Raw genomic sequence first — 17,761 nt, 5'->3', positions numbered from 1 at the left:
GGCAACGTCAGTGTGCGATTGCGGGTAAAGGCGGTGGGGGTGCGGCGCACGCGCTCGGCGAGCGCCGGATCGAACAGGAAATCGGAGAACTCAGCCAGAAGTCGGGAAGACGCCGGTATTTGAGTTCATATCGTTGATTTATCAGGAAGTTATGGTGTGAAGTTTACAGGTCCCACGGTTCGTTTACAAGCACTTCCGGGGCTTAAGTTGAGAGCATTGCCCCGCACAGGGGCAACGCCTGCATACCGATGCGAAAACAAGAAAACCCCAAAAAACGGCCAAAAGCCAAAACCAAAAACCAAACCCTCACTCCACCCCACGCCGCTCATGGCTAGGCGCATGCCCAAACTGCACCCGATACGCCTTACTAAAATGGCAAGGTGAATTAAACCCACAAACAGCCGTCACACGAGAAATCGAAGTATCAGTGGTCCGCAACAGCTCCCGCGCCCGCTTCAGCCGCAACGTGAGGTAATAATGCGTCGGCGAAACGTTCAAATAAGCCTTGAACATCCGCTGCAAATGCCGCTGCGAAAGCCGAACGAGCCGCGCGAGTTCCTCAAGCGACAGCGGCTCCTTGATATTCGCCTCCATCAACCGCACGACCTCCACCAGCTCCGCACGCGAAAATCCCACACGCGCATCCACGGGTATAGGCTGCAGATCGGTCGAGCCGCGAATTCGTTCGAGAATGAACTGTTCGGATACCTTGGCAGCAAGACTTTGCCCAAGGCGCGCTCCAACGAGTTCGAGCATCAAATCGAGCGGCGCGGTGCCGCCCGTGCAAGTAAGGCGGTCGCGATCGACCACAAACAGCTCGTCGGCGAAACGCACACGCGGAAACTCTTCGTGCAGAACCGTGAGATCCTCCCAATGCACGGCGCAGCGATAGCCGTCCAGCAGCCCGCTCGCCATCAGCGCGTAAGCACCGGTGCAGATGCCGCCCAGCGGCACGCCCTGCTGCGCCACCATGCCGAGCGTCGCGCGCACGCCTTCGCTCATGATCTCGCGTATGCGTATGCCGCCGCACACGATCAGCACGTCGGGCAGGCACGCCGGATCGAGTGCCTGCGCGGGGCGCACCGTGATGCCGTTGCTTGCGCGGGCCGGTGCGCCGTCGAGCGAGTAGATCGACCAGCGGTAATGCTCCGCGCGCCCCACGTAGTTCGCCATGCGCAGAACCTCGACCGCACTGGAAAACGCGATCATCGAAAAGTTCTGCAACATCAGGAAACCGAAATGTCTGAGAGACGATGCCGTGCGCGTCTCGGGCTCGGGCACGGCGATGTCGATCGTCACATTGCGCTCCTCGGGAACAGCGGTTGATCGTGTTATTTCAACGGCTACGCCTCTACGACTGCGGGACGCACGCGCATCAGATGCTTGAGTCCCGAGAACAGCGGCGCTTTCACGGCGCCCGGCGCACGGCCGAAGCTCTCAGTAATCCGGTCGAGGATGATGGCAAGCAGCACGACGGAAAGTCCGCTTTCGAAACCGAGGCCAATATCCAGCCGCTGAATGCTCGCGAGCACGTCGTTGCCGAGTCCACCTGCGCCCACCATCGAAGCGATGATGACCATGGAAAGCGCCATCATGATGGTCTGGTTCACGCCTTGCATGATGGACGGCAGCGCATTGGGAAATTGCACCTTGTACAGCAGCTGCCACGGCGTGCAGCCGAACGCCTGCCCCGCCTCGACGATCTCGCGGTTCACGTGCTTGATGCCGAGGCTCGTGAGGCGTACGGCGGGCGGCATGGCGAAGATCACGGTGGACAGGATGCCGGGCACGCGGCCGAGACCAAACAGCATCGCGGCAGGAATCAGATAGACGAAGGCCGGCATGGTCTGCATCAGGTCGAGTATGGGCCGCACGATGGTTTGCACGACCTTGCTCTTCGCCGTCCAGATGCCAAGTGGAATGCCGATCACGAGGCTGATCACCGTTGACGAGAGCGTGAGGCCGAGCGTCACGACGGTTTGATCCCAGAAGCCCGTAGCGTAGATCAGCAATAGCGAGCAGGTGGCGAAGATCGCGAAGCGCCAGCCCACGCGCCACAAGCCGATTGCGATGAAGAAAGCCATGAGCGCCCACATGGGGATGGCCTGCAAGCCATGTTCGACGAAGGCGGCGAAACTCTCGATTGCCTTGCCCACGGCGTCGAAGCTGTTGGCGTCGTGGTCGAGCAGATAATGAACCGACTGATCGACCCACTGGCCGACGGGAATGATCTCAGACATGGGCACCTCGATTACGCGTAATGACCTTCAGCACGGCGGCCTGATCGATGGAGCCGCAATAGCGGCCCTCGTCGTCGACCACGGGCAGCGCCGTCGTGTTCGCGCACACGCGCGAGACCACTTGCTCCAGCGGCGTGCCAAGCGTGATGCATTCGACTTTCTTCAGCGCTGGCTGCGCGGCGCCGATCGCATCGCGCGTGACACAGCCGCTGATGCGGCGCTGCGCGTCCAGCACGAACGCGTAATCGGCGCTACCGTTGAGCGACGAGGCCACACTCTTCGCGTCGAGCGAGCGGATGAGCGGCACGGCTTCGCGCTGCATGAGGTCGCCTGCGGTGAGATAGCGGCTCGTGTCCACGCCGTCGAAGAACGCGCGCACGTAGTCATCGGCAGGATTGCTGATGATTTCCTGTGGCGTGCCGATCTGCACGATGCGTCCGCCTTCCATGATCGCGATGCGGCTGCCGATGCGCAGCGCCTCTTCGAGGTCGTGCGAAACGAACATGATCGTGCGGCGCTGCTCCTTTTGCAGTTGCAGCAGCACGTTCTGCATTTCCTTGCGCTTGAGCGGATCGAGCGCGGAGAACGCTTCGTCCATGATCATGAGCGAGGGATTCACCGCGAGCGCGCGAGCGAGGCCCACGCGCTGCTGCATGCCGCCCGAAAGCTCGGCCGGCAGCTTCTGTGCAAACGGCGCGAGGCCGACCTGCTCCAGCACGGCCAGCGCGCGCCGCTCGCGCTCCTTGCGGCCCACGCCCGCCACTTCGAGGCCGAACGCGGCATTCGCAAGCACGCTGCGCTGCGGCATGAGCGCGAACGACTGGAACACCATGCTCATATCGGTACGGCGCAGCGAGACCAGTTCCGAGCGCCGCACGGCCGCGATATCGCGCCCGTCGATGATGACCTTGCCGGCCGTGGGCTCCACGAGCCGGTTGATAAGCCGGATCAGCGTCGACTTGCCCGAGCCGGACAGGCCCATCAGCACGAAAATCTCGCCCTCGTGCACCTCGAACGAGGCATTGTTCACACCGAGCACATAGCCGGTCCTGGCGAACAGCTCGTCTTTCGTCGCGCCCTTCGCGAGCAGCTCACGTGCAAGCTTCGGGTTGGGCCCGAACACCTTGCATAATCCATCGACCACGATCTTGGGGGATTTCATCGACTCCGTCTCCTCGAACGGCAGGCGCCGGCCCGCACGGTATGTCTACATGGTTGCCAGAAAAAACCCTGTCGGGATGGCGAATTGCGACAGACGCTTACGCAAATGCGACACGGCCCGCCATGGGCACTGATCTGGCGGGGCCGCGGCGGGCCCCCTGCCGTTTTTTTACCTGCGATTACTGCGTGCCCGCCCAGGCGTTCACGCGGTCGCCATGCGCGGCGATCCACGTGTCGGCGGCGGCGTCGGGTTTCTCGCCGTTCTGGATCGCGAGCATCACGCTGTCGATCTCACCCGGCTTCCACTGAAAGTTCTTCAGGAACGTCACCACCTGCGGGGCCTTCTTTTCGAGCTCGGGGTTGGCCACGTTGTCCACGTGCTCGGCCGCGCCGTAGACGTTCTTCGGATCGTCGAGGAAGCGCAGCTTGTACTTGGCGAACATCCAGTGCGGCGTCCAGCCCGTGACGATCACGGGTTTCTTCGAACCCACCGAACGCGCCAGTTCGGCCGCCATCGCGCTACCCGAACTCGGCATCACGTTGTAGCTGAGGTCGTATTGCTTGACGGCCTCGTCGGTCTTGCGCATCACGCCCGCACCGGCGTCGATGCCGACGATGCGTCCGCCGAACGCCGACTTGTCCGCGTTGAGATCGGTGATGCTCTTCGCGCTCACGTAGTCGGGCACCACGAGGCCGATCTTCGCGCCGGTGAAGTTAGTGCCGAGGTCGACCACCTTGTCCTTGAATTGCGCCCAGTACGCGCCCTGCGTCACCGGCAGCCAGGCGGAAAGCGTCGCGTCGAGGTCGCCGCGCGCCACGCCCTGCCACATGATGCCCGCGGCCACGGGCACAAGCTGCACCGGATAGCCATAGCGTTTCTCGATGATGCGCGCGGCCACGTTGGACGTCGCGACGCTGTCGTCCCAGCCTTCGACATAACCGATCTTCAAGGTCGGCTTGCCGTCGGCAAACGCCGGGGCGCTCAAGCTCACCATCGCCGATAACACACCGGTCCAAAAGAGTTTTCCAGCCTGCTTCATGGTCGATCTCCTGTGATATGGGCAAGCGCCCCGTGCCTATGCAGATTCGCCCGCCACAATCTGCCGCTAACGTCGATTTACGACGTGTTCTTGTCGTTGCGCGACGCGCGCGCTATTTGTCGACGACGAGGTCGGACAGCGGCTTCGAGCAGCACAGCAGCGCCATGCCCTGATCGATCTCGCGCTGGCGTATACCGCCGCTGTGTTTCATCTCCACCTGCCCGGAAACGAGCTTGACCTTGCAGGTTCCGCACATGCCCTGGCTGCACGAAGAAGCCAGGCGCACGCCGGCCTGGCGCGCGGCATCGAGCACGGTTTGTTGTGCACCGCATTGAATCTCGCGGCGGCTCTTCGCGAAGGTGATCTTGAAGCTGGCGGTTTCGACCGACGAATCCGCCGGGGGCTGTTCCACCGGCGCCTCGGCTTCCGCCGTAAGCGTTTCGAATGAAAAACTCTCTTCGTGGTAGCGTTCGCGCGCGAAGCCCGCTTCGTCGAGCAGATCGCGCACGGCTTTCATATAGGGGGCGGGCCCGCAGGTGAAGATTTCGCGCTCCATGAAGTCCGGGGCAATCAACTTCAGGAGCGGCAGCGAGAGAAAACCGGTCACGCCGGACCAGTCGGTACGCGCGCCCACCCTTTCACACACGAACGACGTGCGGAAATTCGCGCGGCTCGAAGCGATCAGTTCCAGCTCGCGCGCGAAGATGATGTCGTCGGGCGTGCGGGCGCTGTGCACGAAAACAATATCGCGGTCCTCCGCGAGATCGTGGTGCGCGCGGCTCATCGACATCAGCGGCGTGACGCCGGAGCCTGCGGAAAGAAACAGATACTTCGGCGCAGGGTGGCGCGCACACGTAAATTCGCCGGCCGGCCCGAGCACGCGCAGCGATACGCCCGGGCGCAGGTTGTCGTGCAGCCAGTTCGACACCTTGCCGCCCGGCACGCGCTTGACCGTAATGGAAAGGGTATGCGGCCGTGCGGGCGACGACGAAATCGTATAGCACCGGTTGATGGCCTCTCCGTCGATCTCGAGTTCGAGCGTGAGGAACTGCCCCGGCTCGAACGAGAACGTGCGGCCCTGCGGCGAGCGCAGGAAAAAGCTCTTCACGTCGTGCGTTTCCTGCCATACGTGGCAGCACACGAGGGTTTCCTCGACCTCGCTCGTCCACCGCTCGGGCAGCGCACCCCAGAACGCCGGGCGCGTCACCCGGCTGTCGCTGGCGTCGAGTGGATTGAATTGGGCCGCGTCTCGCATCATGTCAAACTCCGCTCTCATTGCTTTACGCGTGTGCGTTATGCGCCAATCTGCCGGGCGAGGCGGCCGATATACCAGGCCGAGAACTTTTCCACGAGTCCTTCCGTGTACGGCGAATACGGACCCGGTTCATACGCGCTGCTCGCCGCGCCGCGCTGCGAATACTCCACGAGCGTGCGGTCCTGGTTGTTGGTCGCGTTCCACACGGCGGTGAGGTTCTCCACGTCGTAATCGATGCCTTCGCGCGCGTCCTTGTGAACGAGCCAGCGCGTGCGCACGAGCGTTTCGCCGGCGGAAAGCGGAATCACGGAAAACGACACGATGTGATCGCTCATGAAGTGATGCCACGAATTCGGTTGCGTCCAGAACGAGAGGCCGCCGAGATCGGCCGTGCGAAACTCGCCGAGCAGCTTCTTCGAGGCGACCTTCGCGTCCAGCGTTTGCGACTCGCCGCCGCGGTCGAGCGGCAGGCGCTGCGTGCGAAAACCCGTAACGTCCAGCAGTTTTTCGATTTCGACCGACGGCAGGTCCATCGCTTCCCACTGCTTCGCGCGCTCGTTGCAGGTGCGCTCGAACGCGTCCATGCCTTCCGCGTTGGCGTCCGTACGCGCGTAGCCAAAGCCGTATTCGTAGAGCGAAATCGTCAGCTCAGGATGATTCGCCACGCAGTGATAGCACTCGCGATTGTTTTCCATCACGAGCTTCCAGTTGCCCTTCTCGATGATGTCGACCTGGGCGGCGACCTTGCAGCCCGCCAGGTCGTGCGGCAGCAAATACGGCTCCATCTCGGCCCGCATGAGCTCGAAGTCGGCGGGCGGCTCTTCGGCGAGACACACGAAGATCAGGCCCGCGAGACTTTCCACATGCACGTTCTTGAGACTGTGCTTGCAGCGGTCGAACTGCTCGCCCATGTGCTCGGCGAACATCAGCGCGCCGGTCAGGTTGTAGGTCCAGCTGTGATACGGGCAAACGATATTGCCCACCGATCCCTTCTCTTCGTTGCACAGGCGCGCGCCGCGGTGGCGGCAGACGTTGTGGAACGCGCGCACCTGCATGTCGTCGTCGCGCACGATCAGGATCGAGTCGCCCGCCAGATCGACGGTCACGTAGTCGCCCGGCTCGGGAATTTCCGCTTCCGTGGCGACCTCGATCCAGTGCTGCCGGAAAATCGTCTCCATATCGAGCGCGAAAATCTCCTCGCTCAGGTAGAAAGGCGCCTCCAGGCTGTAACCCGCTTGGCGGCGCTCGATCAGCGCGCGAATCTCTGCCGTTACTTTCATGTGTGCTCCGGATTTTTCATCCCAGTTCGTTGCCGACAGGCCAGCAAAATCAGTAATCGATGAGTTGATGCTCCCGCAAATACGCGAGGATCACTTGTGCTTTTTCGACTGAACTCCCTTCAATTACGACGTTGCCGCCCCGGCTTTCGGTCGTGGTCGCGGAAAGCATGCGCGCGTGGCCTGAGCGCTTCTCCGCAGCGGCGAGCCGCACGGGTTTACGCTCGATCGGGCCAACCGTCCATGCGGCCGCTTCGGTGGATTCGGCGGCGCTCACGCGTGTTGCGTTCGCGGGCCGCACCGCGCCCGCGCGCAGCCGCGCATAGGCGTAACGGGGCTGGGCGTTCGCGAGCGGATGCACGGCGATCACCGCGGGGAGCGCCGTCTGCACGCGACGGCGCAGACCCTTGGGCAGAAACTGACGCACCACGGCGGCGCGCGTGGCGACGTCCACGTCGATGTCAACCGCGCCGCCCACGATCGGCACGCCCAGCGCAGCCGCCACACGGTACGGCAGCATGCCGCTGTCGTGCGCGCCCTCGGCGCGCGTGCCGGTCAGCACGAGGTCGTAGCCACGCACACGTTCGGCGAGCACGCGTGCCGCGTCACAGGAAGGCGCGCAGGCCAGCACCTCCACTTCGTGCGCGCCTAGCGCGAGGTATTCGGCGAGCGCAGGATCGGCGGCGTCGCCTGCGTGCAGCACGTCCAGACGCGCATGATGCCGCTCGGCCAGCGTGCGCGCGAGGTCGAGCGCTAGCGCGTCGTTGCGGCTGTATCGAGGCGTGCCGCTCACGGGGTGACGCCCCACCGACACGAGCACCGCAACGCGCTCGATTCCACGTTGAGGATCATGGCGTGCGTTCATGCGGCGACTCCTGCAGAATGCGTTTCGTCACGTACCGCGCTCGCCCCGCCATGCTGTGCGCGCGCGGCTTGCACCTGCTCGATCAGCGCGGCGATCGTGCCTTGCGCGTCGCCGACCACGGTCAAGTTGGCGCGCTTCGCAATCGGCGCGCTGCCGTCGAGATTTACGGCAATCACATGGCGACAGTCCTTGATGCCCTGCAAGTGCTGTACGGCGCCCGAAATGCCGAACGCGATATACACACTCGCCTCGACCGTCTTACCCGTTGCGCCCACCTGCTTGTCGCGCGTGAAGTGGCCGTTGTCCACCGCCACGCGGCTCGCGCCGATTGCTGCGCCGAATGCGCCCGCGAGCCGCCCGAACGCGGCAATGTCGGTTACACCGTTGCCCGCCGAGACGATGAAATCGGCTTCTTCAAGCGCGACCTGGGCGGCGTCGATGGACTCGAGGCCGAGATCCTTGTATGGCGACGCGAGGTCGGTAGCCGGCCGGATGAAATCGCCAGCGAGGCGTTCGCCAGCGCCGACGAAAGGCAGCTTCGCCTCGACGGTGCCCGGCGCGAGCAGGATAACGTCGGGCAGCGAGCGCGCAGCCCACGCGCGCTTCGCCTGTTCATACACGCCCACATGCTTCGCATCGATCTCGACCACATGGGTCGCCACGCTCGCACCCGCGGCGGCCGCATAGCGGCGGCCGAGGTCGCCGTCGCCGCTGGCGTTGTCGGGCAGGAACACGTGCTTCGGCGCGAGCGCCGCCGCGCAGGCCTGCAGCGCGCGCAAGCCGATCTCCGGCGCGAACGTGCGGCGCTCGAATCCCGGCAGTTCGATCAGCTTGTCCACGCCGAGCGCCCCGGCGTCGTCCTTCAGCTCACCGAACACGAGCAGCGCGACTTCGGTTTGCGCATCGGCCAGCAGCGCCGCGGCGGCAATGGCCTGGCACGCGTGATCGTCGAGTGCGCCGCGTTCGGCGTGTGCGACGACGAGCAGATGATGATTCGGATGGCTAACCACGCGGCGTGGCTTCGCTGCGCCTTCGTGCGCATTCTGCGTGAGCCATTGTGCATCGCTCGCGTCCGCGCTGCCGACTTCGCCCAGCGTGATGCGCTTGAGGCCCGCCGCCGTGACGACGAAAGGGCGGCGCGGATCGATTCGTTTGAGGGTATTCATCGATTCACTCCAGCGAGGCGGCCACGAGTTCGGCCACGTCGAGCACGTCGGGGCGCGGGCCCACCACGCCTTCGAGCATCGCCGTGCACTGCGGGCAGGCCACGGCGACCACGTCGGCATTGACTGCGCGCGCATCGGCGATGCGGATGTCGGGAATGCGCTGCTTGCCGGGGATATCGGTGAGCGGCGCTCCGCCGCCACCGCCGCAGCAGCGTGCGCGCATACCGTTGCGATCCATCTCCACGACCTTGATGCCGATGGTCTTGAGCAGCTTGCGCGGTGCTTCGGTCTCGCCGTTGTAGCGGCCCAGATAGCAGGGATCGTGATACGTCGTGCGCTTTTCGGCGAGCGCCTGCACGGCCTTGGGCGCGATGCGTCCGGTCTCGGCGAGTTCCGCGAGGTAGGTCGTGTGATGGAGCACTTCGTAACGCCCGCCAAGCGCGCGGTACTCGTTGCGCAGGCTGTGCATGACGTGCGGATCGGCGGTGACGATGCGCGCGAAGTTCAGCGTGGCGAGCGTCGTCATCATCTGCCTCGCCATGTGCTGGAACGTCGCTTCGTCGCCGAGGCGGCGCGCCACGTCGCCCGTGTCGGTTTCTTGCGCGCCGAGCACCGCGTAGTTCACGCCCGCCTTGTTGAGTACCTTCACGAGCGCGCGCAGCGTGCGCTGATAGCGCATGTCGAACGCGCCCTCGCCCGCCACCACGAGTATGTCCACGCGCTTGCCCGGTTGCGCCACGGGCGCGTTGAGATCGACCGACCAGTCGTAGCGCGCCGCCTTGTCGTAGCCGCCCGCCGTGCCTGTTTCGCGCAGGTTTGCCAGCACTTCCGGGCCTTTGCCCGGCACCTCGCCGTGCACCAGCGTCTGGTTGCGGCGCATATCGACGATGGCATCCACGTGCTCGATCAGCATCGGGCACTCTTGCACGCAGGCGCGGCAGGTGGTGCAGGACCACAGCGTTTGCGCTTCGATCAGGCTTGACACGATCGGGCCGTTCGGCGCGCCGCCATGCTGGCCGACCTTGATGCCCGGCGTGGGGCTGCCCGCATAGGCCGCATCGGTGCCGCCCGCCATGCCGACGACGAGATCCTGAATCAGCTTCTTGGGGTTGAGCGGCTGGCCCGAAGCGAACGCGGGGCACGCGGCCTCGCATTTGCCGCACTGCACGCAGGCGTCGAAGCTCAGCAGCTGGTTCCAGCGAAACTCGACGGGTTTCGCCACGCCATAGTCCTGCTTCTCTTCGATGTCGGGGAGCTTCAGCGCCGTGGGGGGCGTAGCCGTGCCGTTGCCGGTCCAGCCCTCGCGCGTCGCTGAAAAGCGCTCCTGGCGCGGATGGAACGCGAGGTGCAACAGCCCCGCCACGGCATGCTTCATCGGGCCGCCGCGCGCCGCGCCGAACGTCATTGCGAACGCGCCCACGGCGATCAGCACCGCGCAAAGCACCGCGAAGCCGCCCGACATGGCGCCCGCCGGTACGACCGTGAAGAGCGCCACGCCCAGCGCGAACGAACCGAGCAGCCACGGCAGCGTATTCCAGGGCCCGCGCGAGAGGCGCGCCGGCACCGCTTTCGCGTGACGGCGGCGCCACACGAACACCACGCCGATCAGCATGGCGAGCGCCGCGAGAAAGATCAGTTTGTCGAGCCACGGCGAATAGATCGCGAAACCGTAGTTGACGAACACGAGCGCGAGCGCCGCGATGGCGCCGCCCGCGGTGGCGACGTGCGTTTTGGCGATGTACGGGTCGCGCGCCACCACATGGTGCAGATCGACGAAATAACGCTTCGGGATACTGAACAGCTTGCCGACGCCCACGGAGCCGGGCGCAGCGGCGCGCCCCACCCGCCAGAAGGCGGCCCGCTTCGCAACCGCGAACGCGAGCCCCGCCATCGACACCCACAGCAGCGCGGTAATGAGCCAGGTCGGATTCATGGTTCAGAAGTCCTTGGCGAGCCGCAGCGCGTCGTAAATCGCGCCGTGAATGTTGTGCAAGGAGATGCAGTCGCCCACGCGGAAGAGCAGGAAGCGGCCATTGCCGAGTTCTTCGGCAAGGCACGGCTGCGCCTCGGCTGCGAAGAGCTTGTGCACGTCCACCTGCCCGCGATTGACCGATTCGGGCTTGATCGCCCAGTACAAGGCGTCGTTCGGCGTACTGCCGTTTTCGATCACCACCTGATCGACGGCGCGCTCTTCCTGTTCCTCCGTGTACTCGTTGCGCAGTACGGCGATCTTCTTGCCGTCTTCTTCGTACACCCGGTCGAGCCAGTAATTCGGCGTGTGAATCACCCCTTGCGCATAGAGGCGGCGATAGAAGATCGGGAACGTGGTGCCGCCCACGTCGTCGGCAACCTTCACGTCGGGTGTCACGATCTCGACCTTCGAGCCACGGCTCGAAATGAAATCGGCAACGCCGGCGCCCGCATGCGTGCTCACGCCGTCGTAGACGAGCACGTTCTGCTTCGGCTCGACCTTGCCGCTCAGGATGTCCCACGCGCTTACGGCGAGCCCCTCTTCCACGCCCCAGGCCGGAACCTGCTGCGTGAAGCTCGACCCGCCCGTGGCGAGCACGATGATGTCTGGCTTTTCCGCGAGAATGGTTTTCTCGTCGGCCGTCACGCCAAGGCGACGATCCACGCCAAGTCGCTTCGTCTCCATGTCGAACCAGCGCACGATGCCCGCCATCTGCTCGCGCTGCGGCGCTTTTGCAGCGAGCAGAATCTGGCCGCCCACGGCGTCGTTCTTCTCGAACAGCACGACATCATGGCCGCGCAGCCGCGCCACGCGTGCAGCTTCCAGGCCCGCCGGCCCCGCGCCGACCACCACGACCTTGCGCTTCGGGCCGCGCGATTTTTCGATCACGTGCGGCATAGTCGCTTCGCGCGACGTTGCGGCGTTCTGCACGCACAGCACGTCGAGCCCGTGGTACTGGCGGTCGATGCAATAGTTCGCGCCGACGCACTGCTTGATCTCGTCCTCGCGGCCGTCGCGAATCTTGATGACCATGTGCGGGTCGGCGATCTGCGCGCGCGTCATGCCCACGAGATCGACCATGCCGCTCGCGAGCAGACGCTCGGCCTGGCCCGCGTCGCGAATGCTCTGCGCGTGCATGACCGGCAGCTTGACCACCGACTTGATCCCTGCCGCGAGATGCACGAACGGCTCCGGCGGCAGCGCCATGGGCGGCATGCAGTTTGCGAGCGTGTTGTGCGTATCCGCGCCGGAGCCGATCACGCCGAGATAATCGATGAGCCCCGTTTCCGACATCGCCTGCGCGATTTCCTTGAGCTGCTCGTGATCGAGGCCGTCTTCGTGGAATTCGTCGCCGCACATGCGCAGGCCGACGCAAAAGTCCTTGCCCACCGCTTCGCGGACGGCCTTGAGCACTTCCACGCCAAAACGCAGACGGTTTTCGAGCGAGCCGCCCCATTCGTCGGTGCGAAAGTTCGTGCGCGGGCTCCAGAACTGGTCGATCAGATGCTGGTGCGCGGCGGAGATTTCGATGCCATCCATGCCTGCGTCTTTCACGCGCTTTGCAGCCGCCGCAAAGTCGCCGATGATGCGGCGGATTTCTTCCACCTCGATGATCTTCGCGTTGCCGCGGTGTACGGGCTCGCGTACGCCAGAAGGCGACATCAAATGCGGCCAATGCTCGCCGTGAAAGGCGGAGCGGCGGCCCATGTGGGTGGCCTGGATCATGATCTTCGCGCCGTGGCGGTGCATGGCCTCGGCCAGACGCGCGAGCGGATCGATGATCTTGTCGGTGGCGAGATTCACCGACTTCCACCAGCCCTGCGGACTGTCGATCGACACCGGGCTCGACCCGCCGCATACGGCCAGGCCCACGCCGCCCTTGGCCTTTTCCTCGTAATAGCGGATATAGCGGTCGCCCGGCAAGCCGCCCGGCTCCGCGTAGACCTCGGCGTGGGCCGTGCTGACGATGCGGTTGCGCAGCGTGAGCTGATTGAGCGTCAAGGGTTTGAACAGATTGGGGTAGCGCATCGCAGACGACCTCTGGCGTTCGTGTCTTTCGGTGTGACCTGTATTGCGGGGGGCGCGCGGCCGTTCAGGCGGCGATCGGCGAGACTTCGAATACGCAGTACGCGTGGCCTTCGGCGGCGCATTGCACTTCTTTCGATTGCGAACGCGGCGCGTTTTTTCCGCCTTCCGTGGTGTCGTTCACCCAGTCCATCGCGCCCGCGAACCACCCCGCGAACATGTAGCAAAGCTTGCCTTCCTTGCCCGGTTGCGCCAGCACGAACGACGAATGGCGCAATTCGATCTTCGCGCGCGCGGTGGCCGGATCGGCCTCGCGGATCGTGAAGAGACCCCAGCCGCGCTGCGAAAGACGCTTCAGGTAATGCTCGAACACGGCCATGCCGGCAATGCCGTGCTTTTCGGCTTCCTTCGCACACCAGTGGTACGCCGACTTGTAGCCGGCCTTGTAGAGAATCTCGGCGTACACATCACGGCCCAGCGCCTCTTCTACGGCGGTGTGATTGTTGGTGAAGAAGTGACGCGGCACGTACAGCATCGGCAGCGCGTCCGTGGTCCAGACGCCGGTGGCGGGATCGACATCGATCGGCAGTTGCGGTTGCATTTCGTGGGGCTCCAGTGACACAGTGAGCGATTTTAATTAGGGTTTCTAAGTGCGAACGATGGCCTTTCCGCGCTGCGGGGTCAGGCCTGGCGGTCAACCGCCCCAGACTTCGCCGAACACGCGCATCCAGTTCTCGCCCATGACCTTCTTGATGCGCGTCTCGCTCCAGCCAGCTTTTTGCATGGCGGCGGTGAGATTCGGAAATTCGCCGATCGTGCGGATGCCTTCCGGGTTCACAACCTTGCCGAAATTCGTGAGGCTGCGATAACGGCCCTTGTCGTGCGTGATCCAGTCGAAGAACTCGGTGCTGTAGCCCTGCGTGAAATCCGTGCCGATGCCCACGCGGTCCTCGCCGATCAGATCGACCACATATTCGATCGCTTCGAGATAATCCTCGACGGTCGAATCTGGGCCTTTCTTGAGGAACGGCGCGAACATCGTCACGCCCACGAAGCCGTTCGCGTCGGCAATCTCCTTCAACTGCTCGTCAGTCTTGTTGCGCGGGTGCTCCTTGAGACCCGACGGACAGCAGTGCGAATACGTCACCGGCTTCTTCGAGCAGGCAATCGCATCCGATGAAGTCTTTCCGCCCACGTGCGAAAGATCGACCAGAATGCCCACGCGGTTCATTTCCTGGATCACTTCGCGCCCGTAGCCGGAGAGGCCGCCGTCCGGCTCATAGCAGCCCGTGCCCACGAGGTTCTGCGTGTTGTAGCAAAGCTGCACGACATTCACGCCGAGTTCCTTGAACACCTCGATATAGCCCAGGTTGTCCTCGAAGGCATACGAGTTCTGGAAGCCGAAGATAATGCCCGTCTTGTTCTCTTTCTTCGCCCGCAGAATGTCATCGGTCGTGCGCACGAGCGTGAGGATCTCGCTGTACTCGCGAATCTGCTGCTTCATCTGCGCAATGTTGTCCACGGTCTTCTGGAAGTCTTCCCACACAGAAACCGTGCAGTTGACGGCGGTGACGCCGCCCTTGCGCATGTCTTCGAACACCGAGCGCTCGAACTTCGAAATGTTCAGGCCGTCGATGATGATGCTGTTGTCATGCAGAGTGCTCATTAGCCGCTCCGAAACGCTCGAATGAAATTGAAAGGCGATGGTGTGAAGAATCAGGCTTGCGTGTAGATCGGAAAGCGCTCGCACAGCGCGAAGATCTCGCGGCGCACGCGCTGCTCGGTGGCGGCGTCGCCTTCCGGATGCGCGCGCAGCGCGTCGAACACTTCGAGAATCAGGCGGCCGATCGTGCGGAATTCGTCCACGCCGAAGCCGCGCGTCGTGCCCGCGGGCGTGCCGAGGCGAATGCCCGAGGTGATCGTGGGCTTTTCGGCGTCGAACGGGATACCGTTCTTGTTGCAGGTGATGCCGGCGCGCTCCAGCGCCTGCTCGACCTGATTGCCCTTCAGGCCCTTGGGCCGCAGATCGACGAGCAGCAGATGGTTGTCGGTGCCGCCCGTCACGAGGTCCACGCCGCCCGCCTTCAGCACCTCACCCAGCGCCTTCGCATTGGCGAGCACGCTGTCGATATAGGTCTTGAAGCTGGCTTCGAGCGCTTCGCCGAACGCGACCGCCTTGCCCGCGATCACGTGCATGAGCGGGCCGCCCTGGAGGCCGGGGAACACAGCCGAGTTGATCTTCTTCGCGATCTCCTCGTCGTTGGTCAGCACGAAGCCGCCGCGTGGGCCGCGCAGCGTCTTGTGCGTGGTTGAGGTGACGACGTGCGCGTGCTCGACGGGGTTCTGATGACGCCCCGCCGCGATGATGCCCGCGATATGCGCCATATCCACCATCAGCTTCGCGCCGACCGAGTCGGCAATCGCGCGAAAGCGCGCGAAGTCGAGGGCGCGCGGATACGCGGAAAAACCCGCGATGATGAGGCCGGGCTTGTGCTGCTGCGCGAGTTCTTCGACCTGGTCGTAATCAATCAGCATGGTTTCGCGGTTCACGCCGTACTGCACGGCGTTGAACCACTTGCCGGAAAGCGCCGGCTTTGCGCCGTGCGTGAGGTGGCCGCCCGCGTCGAGCGACATGCCGAGCACCGTGTCGCCCGGCTTGGCGAGCGCGAGCATGACCGAGCCGTTGGCCTGGGCGCCCGAATGCGGCTGCACGTTGGCGAAACCGGCGTTGAACAGTTGCTTGATGCGGCTGATGGCAAGCGCTTCCACCTCGTCGGCGAATTCACAGCCGCCGTAATAACGCTTGCCCGGATAACCTTCCGCGTACTTGTTGGTCAGCACCGAGCCTTGGGCTTCGAGCACGGCGCGCGACACGATGTTTTCCGACGCGATCATTTCGACCTGCGACTGCTGCCGCTCGAGTTCTTTCAGGATGCTGCTGCGAACTGCCGAATCGCGCTGCGCCAGCGTTTGCGAAAAGAAAGGTTGAGTGTTCGACATAGGGCTTCCGTGACGATGAATGAAGGACTTCCTGCAATGCTGGAGGCCCCGTCGCGACTGGCTTGACAGCGGCTTTGAACCCGCTTGACCGGCTGGGGACCGACGGTTCTATTCTTGTCGTTCGAATTGGCGCTCAACGTCGAAATTCAGACGCGTTCTTTTCCTTTTCCGCCATCCGCGTCCATTTTTCACAAGTGGCTGCGACTGGCGCTCGCTAACGGTGCGCCGTGCCCCATGTTTCCCAATCCGAATTATTTATCGCGCATCGCAGTGCACCAATCCCGCACCCTCGTCCTATTTCCCTCTTCCGGCTTTTTTGTCCAGATGACTCAGGGTTTTGCCGCATGGCACACTGGACCCGCGAAATTCGAAAATTACGGTAGCGTAGCCGGCCCCCCGGCCTCACCGGGCCTCCACTGGGCACAGGCTACCGATCACAAGGAATCGTCCCCATGCTGCCGGATCGCACAGCGTCGTTAGCGCACTTCGCGTTCATGCCGCTGCCCGACTTCACGATGATCGCGTTCACGAACGCCATCGAAGTTCTTCGTATGGCTAACTACCTGAGCGGACAGCCGCTTTACAGGTGGTCGATCATCAGCCCGGAGGGCGGCCCGGTCGCGTCGAGCAACGGGCTTTCCATCGACACGGGCCCGGCCGAATGCGTGGGGCGGCCCGATATCGTGTTCGTCTGCGGCGGCATCGATGTGCAGCGGGCCACCACGCCCGCCCATCTCGCCGCGCTGCGCCGTTTCGCGCGCATGGGTGTCGCGCTGGGCAGCCTGTGCACGGGGACCTACGCGCTGGCGAAGTCTGGGCTGCTGGCTGGGTATGCTTGCGCGATCCATTGGGAAAACATGTCGGCGCTGAAGGAGGAGTTTCCTTCGACGCGTTTTCTCAAGGAGCTCTTCGTCATCGACCGCGACCGCGTGACGTGCACCGGCGGCGTCGCGCCGCTTGACATGATGCTGCACCTCATCACAGCGCGTGTGGGCACCGCGCGTGTGACGCAGATCGCCGAGCAGTTCGTTGTCGAGCATGTGCGCGATACGTCTGCCCAGCAGCGCATGCCGCTCGTCGCGCGGCTCGGTTCGGCGAACAAGTCGCTCTTCGAAGTGATCTCGCTCATGGAGAACAATATCGAAGAGCCGCTTTCGCGTGAAGAACTCGCGCGGCTCGCGAATATGTCCCAGCGGCAGTTGCAGCGGCTCTTTCATGAGCATCTCGGGATGACGCCTACGCATTACTATTTAACGCTGCGCTTGCGGCGGGCGCGTGAGCTGCTGCTGCAGACCGATATGTCGATTATGCAGATTACGATGGCCTGCGGGTTTCAGTCGGCTTGTCACTTTAGCAAGAGCTATCGGGATGCTTTTGGGAGTGCGCCCACTGGGGAACGGCGCAAGCGTGTTGCACCGCTATCTGGGTTGGATTCGCCTGCGGCAGCTGGTGTTGTTGTGCCTGCGCCTGTTGTTCATGTTTGAAGCTTTTTTTCGCGTCGGTACGCCGGCGTTGCCCCTGTGCGGGGCAATGCTCTCAACTTAAGCCCCGGAAGTGCTTGTAAACGAACCGTGGGACCTGTAAACTTCACACCATAACTTCCTGATAAATCAACGATATGAACTCAAATACCGGCGTCTTCCCGCCTTCTGGCTGAGTTCTCCGATTTCCTGTTCGATCCGGCGCTCGCCGAGCGCGTGCGCCGCACCCCCACCGCCTTTACCCGCAATCGCACACTGACGTTGCCGCGCATGGCCGCG

At 63.7% G+C, this 17,761-nt stretch carries 14 protein-coding genes; 1 reads left to right on the top strand and 13 read right to left on the bottom strand.

Going from position 1 to position 17,761, the window contains the following annotated elements:
* Positions 1 to 306 precede the first annotated feature (306 nt).
* The 13 genes from M3I56_RS38730 to M3I56_RS38670 all read right to left on the bottom strand — a co-directional run bounded on the left by M3I56_RS38730 (position 307) and on the right by M3I56_RS38670 (position 16,001).
* Positions 307 to 1,299 carry a GlxA family transcriptional regulator gene (locus M3I56_RS38730; protein ID WP_254358419.1) on the bottom strand — a complete coding sequence of 331 codons (993 nt, stop codon included), beginning with the start codon at positions 1,297 to 1,299 and terminating at the stop codon, positions 307 to 309.
* Between the two features lie 44 nt (positions 1,300 to 1,343).
* A complete protein-coding gene (choW, locus tag M3I56_RS38725) occupies positions 1,344 to 2,240 on the bottom strand; it encodes a choline ABC transporter permease subunit (protein WP_254358418.1) in 897 nt (298 codons plus the stop codon).
* On the bottom strand, positions 2,233 to 3,402 hold the full coding sequence (locus M3I56_RS38720) for a glycine betaine/L-proline ABC transporter ATP-binding protein (RefSeq protein WP_254358417.1): 1,170 nt from the start codon (positions 3,400 to 3,402) through the stop codon (positions 2,233 to 2,235). Before M3I56_RS38720 ends, choW begins: the two co-directional genes overlap by 8 nt.
* A gap of 178 nt (positions 3,403 to 3,580) precedes the next feature.
* Positions 3,581 to 4,441, bottom strand: coding sequence for a glycine betaine ABC transporter substrate-binding protein (locus tag M3I56_RS38715; protein ID WP_254358416.1), 861 nt, complete (start codon positions 4,439 to 4,441; stop codon positions 3,581 to 3,583).
* 112 nt (positions 4,442 to 4,553) lie between these two features.
* Positions 4,554 to 5,699, bottom strand: a complete 1,146-nt coding sequence (locus M3I56_RS38710; RefSeq protein ID WP_254358415.1) for a hybrid-cluster NAD(P)-dependent oxidoreductase — start codon at positions 5,697 to 5,699, stop codon at positions 4,554 to 4,556.
* A gap of 35 nt (positions 5,700 to 5,734) precedes the next feature.
* On the bottom strand, positions 5,735 to 6,976 hold the full coding sequence (locus M3I56_RS38705) for an aromatic ring-hydroxylating dioxygenase subunit alpha (RefSeq protein WP_254358414.1): 1,242 nt from the start codon (positions 6,974 to 6,976) through the stop codon (positions 5,735 to 5,737).
* A 49-nt stretch (positions 6,977 to 7,025) separates the two neighbouring features.
* The gene (locus M3I56_RS38700; protein ID WP_254358413.1) at positions 7,026 to 7,838 is read right to left on the bottom strand and encodes an electron transfer flavoprotein subunit beta/FixA family protein; all 813 of its coding nucleotides are present in this window, start codon (positions 7,836 to 7,838) and stop codon (positions 7,026 to 7,028) included.
* Positions 7,835 to 9,004 carry an electron transfer flavoprotein subunit alpha/FixB family protein gene (locus M3I56_RS38695; protein ID WP_254358412.1) on the bottom strand — a complete coding sequence of 390 codons (1,170 nt, stop codon included), beginning with the start codon at positions 9,002 to 9,004 and terminating at the stop codon, positions 7,835 to 7,837. The genes M3I56_RS38700 and M3I56_RS38695 overlap by 4 nt, the downstream gene beginning before the upstream one ends.
* Before the next feature lie 4 nt (positions 9,005 to 9,008).
* Complete coding sequence (locus tag M3I56_RS38690; protein WP_254358411.1) at positions 9,009 to 10,937, bottom strand: (Fe-S)-binding protein; 1,929 nt, start codon at positions 10,935 to 10,937, stop codon at positions 9,009 to 9,011.
* Between the two features lie 3 nt (positions 10,938 to 10,940).
* Positions 10,941 to 13,004, bottom strand: a complete 2,064-nt coding sequence (locus tag M3I56_RS38685; protein WP_254358410.1) for an NADH:flavin oxidoreductase — start codon at positions 13,002 to 13,004, stop codon at positions 10,941 to 10,943.
* Positions 13,005 to 13,068: 64 nt separating this feature from the next.
* Positions 13,069 to 13,602, bottom strand: coding sequence for a DUF5943 domain-containing protein (locus tag M3I56_RS38680; protein WP_254358409.1), 534 nt, complete (start codon positions 13,600 to 13,602; stop codon positions 13,069 to 13,071).
* A 93-nt stretch (positions 13,603 to 13,695) separates the two neighbouring features.
* The gene (locus M3I56_RS38675) at positions 13,696 to 14,667 is read right to left on the bottom strand and encodes a dipeptidase (protein WP_254341099.1); all 972 of its coding nucleotides are present in this window, start codon (positions 14,665 to 14,667) and stop codon (positions 13,696 to 13,698) included.
* A 50-nt stretch (positions 14,668 to 14,717) separates the two neighbouring features.
* Positions 14,718 to 16,001, bottom strand: a complete 1,284-nt coding sequence (locus M3I56_RS38670) for a serine hydroxymethyltransferase (protein ID WP_254358408.1) — start codon at positions 15,999 to 16,001, stop codon at positions 14,718 to 14,720.
* 452 nt (positions 16,002 to 16,453) lie between these two features.
* Between M3I56_RS38670 and M3I56_RS38665 the strand changes: the two genes are divergently transcribed.
* The gene (locus tag M3I56_RS38665; RefSeq protein WP_028206296.1) at positions 16,454 to 17,485 is read left to right on the top strand and encodes a GlxA family transcriptional regulator; all 1,032 of its coding nucleotides are present in this window, start codon (positions 16,454 to 16,456) and stop codon (positions 17,483 to 17,485) included.
* Positions 17,486 to 17,761 lie beyond the last annotated feature (276 nt).

The sequence above is a fragment of the Paraburkholderia sp. CNPSo 3281 genome (assembly GCF_024206515.1).
GTDB lineage: Bacteria > Pseudomonadota > Gammaproteobacteria > Burkholderiales > Burkholderiaceae > Paraburkholderia > Paraburkholderia nodosa.
The sequence above is the reverse complement of the archived record's forward strand: the minus strand, read 5'-3'. Positions and strand labels throughout refer to the sequence as shown.

Excerpts from the sequence above, each read along its gene's own strand:
- M3I56_RS38700 (WP_254358413.1), bottom strand. The coding sequence starts at position 7,838 with ATGAACGCACGCCATGATCCTCAACGTGGAATCGAGCGCGTTGCGGTG.
- M3I56_RS38680 (WP_254358409.1), bottom strand. The coding sequence starts at position 13,602 with ATGCAACCGCAACTGCCGATCGATGTCGATCCCGCCACCGGCGTCTGG.
- M3I56_RS38695 (WP_254358412.1), bottom strand. The coding sequence starts at position 9,004 with ATGAATACCCTCAAACGAATCGATCCGCGCCGCCCTTTCGTCGTCACG.
- M3I56_RS38670 (WP_254358408.1), bottom strand. The coding sequence starts at position 16,001 with ATGTCGAACACTCAACCTTTCTTTTCGCAAACGCTGGCGCAGCGCGAT.
- choW (WP_254358418.1), bottom strand. The coding sequence starts at position 2,240 with ATGTCTGAGATCATTCCCGTCGGCCAGTGGGTCGATCAGTCGGTTCAT.
- M3I56_RS38715 (WP_254358416.1), bottom strand. The coding sequence starts at position 4,441 with ATGAAGCAGGCTGGAAAACTCTTTTGGACCGGTGTGTTATCGGCGATG.
- M3I56_RS38665 (WP_028206296.1), top strand. The coding sequence starts at position 16,454 with ATGCTGCCGGATCGCACAGCGTCGTTAGCGCACTTCGCGTTCATGCCG.
- M3I56_RS38690 (WP_254358411.1), bottom strand. The coding sequence starts at position 10,937 with ATGAATCCGACCTGGCTCATTACCGCGCTGCTGTGGGTGTCGATGGCG.
- M3I56_RS38705 (WP_254358414.1), bottom strand. The coding sequence starts at position 6,976 with ATGAAAGTAACGGCAGAGATTCGCGCGCTGATCGAGCGCCGCCAAGCG.
- M3I56_RS38720 (WP_254358417.1), bottom strand. The coding sequence starts at position 3,402 with ATGAAATCCCCCAAGATCGTGGTCGATGGATTATGCAAGGTGTTCGGG.
- M3I56_RS38685 (WP_254358410.1), bottom strand. The coding sequence starts at position 13,004 with ATGCGCTACCCCAATCTGTTCAAACCCTTGACGCTCAATCAGCTCACG.
- M3I56_RS38710 (WP_254358415.1), bottom strand. The coding sequence starts at position 5,699 with ATGATGCGAGACGCGGCCCAATTCAATCCACTCGACGCCAGCGACAGC.
- M3I56_RS38675 (WP_254341099.1), bottom strand. The coding sequence starts at position 14,667 with ATGAGCACTCTGCATGACAACAGCATCATCATCGACGGCCTGAACATT.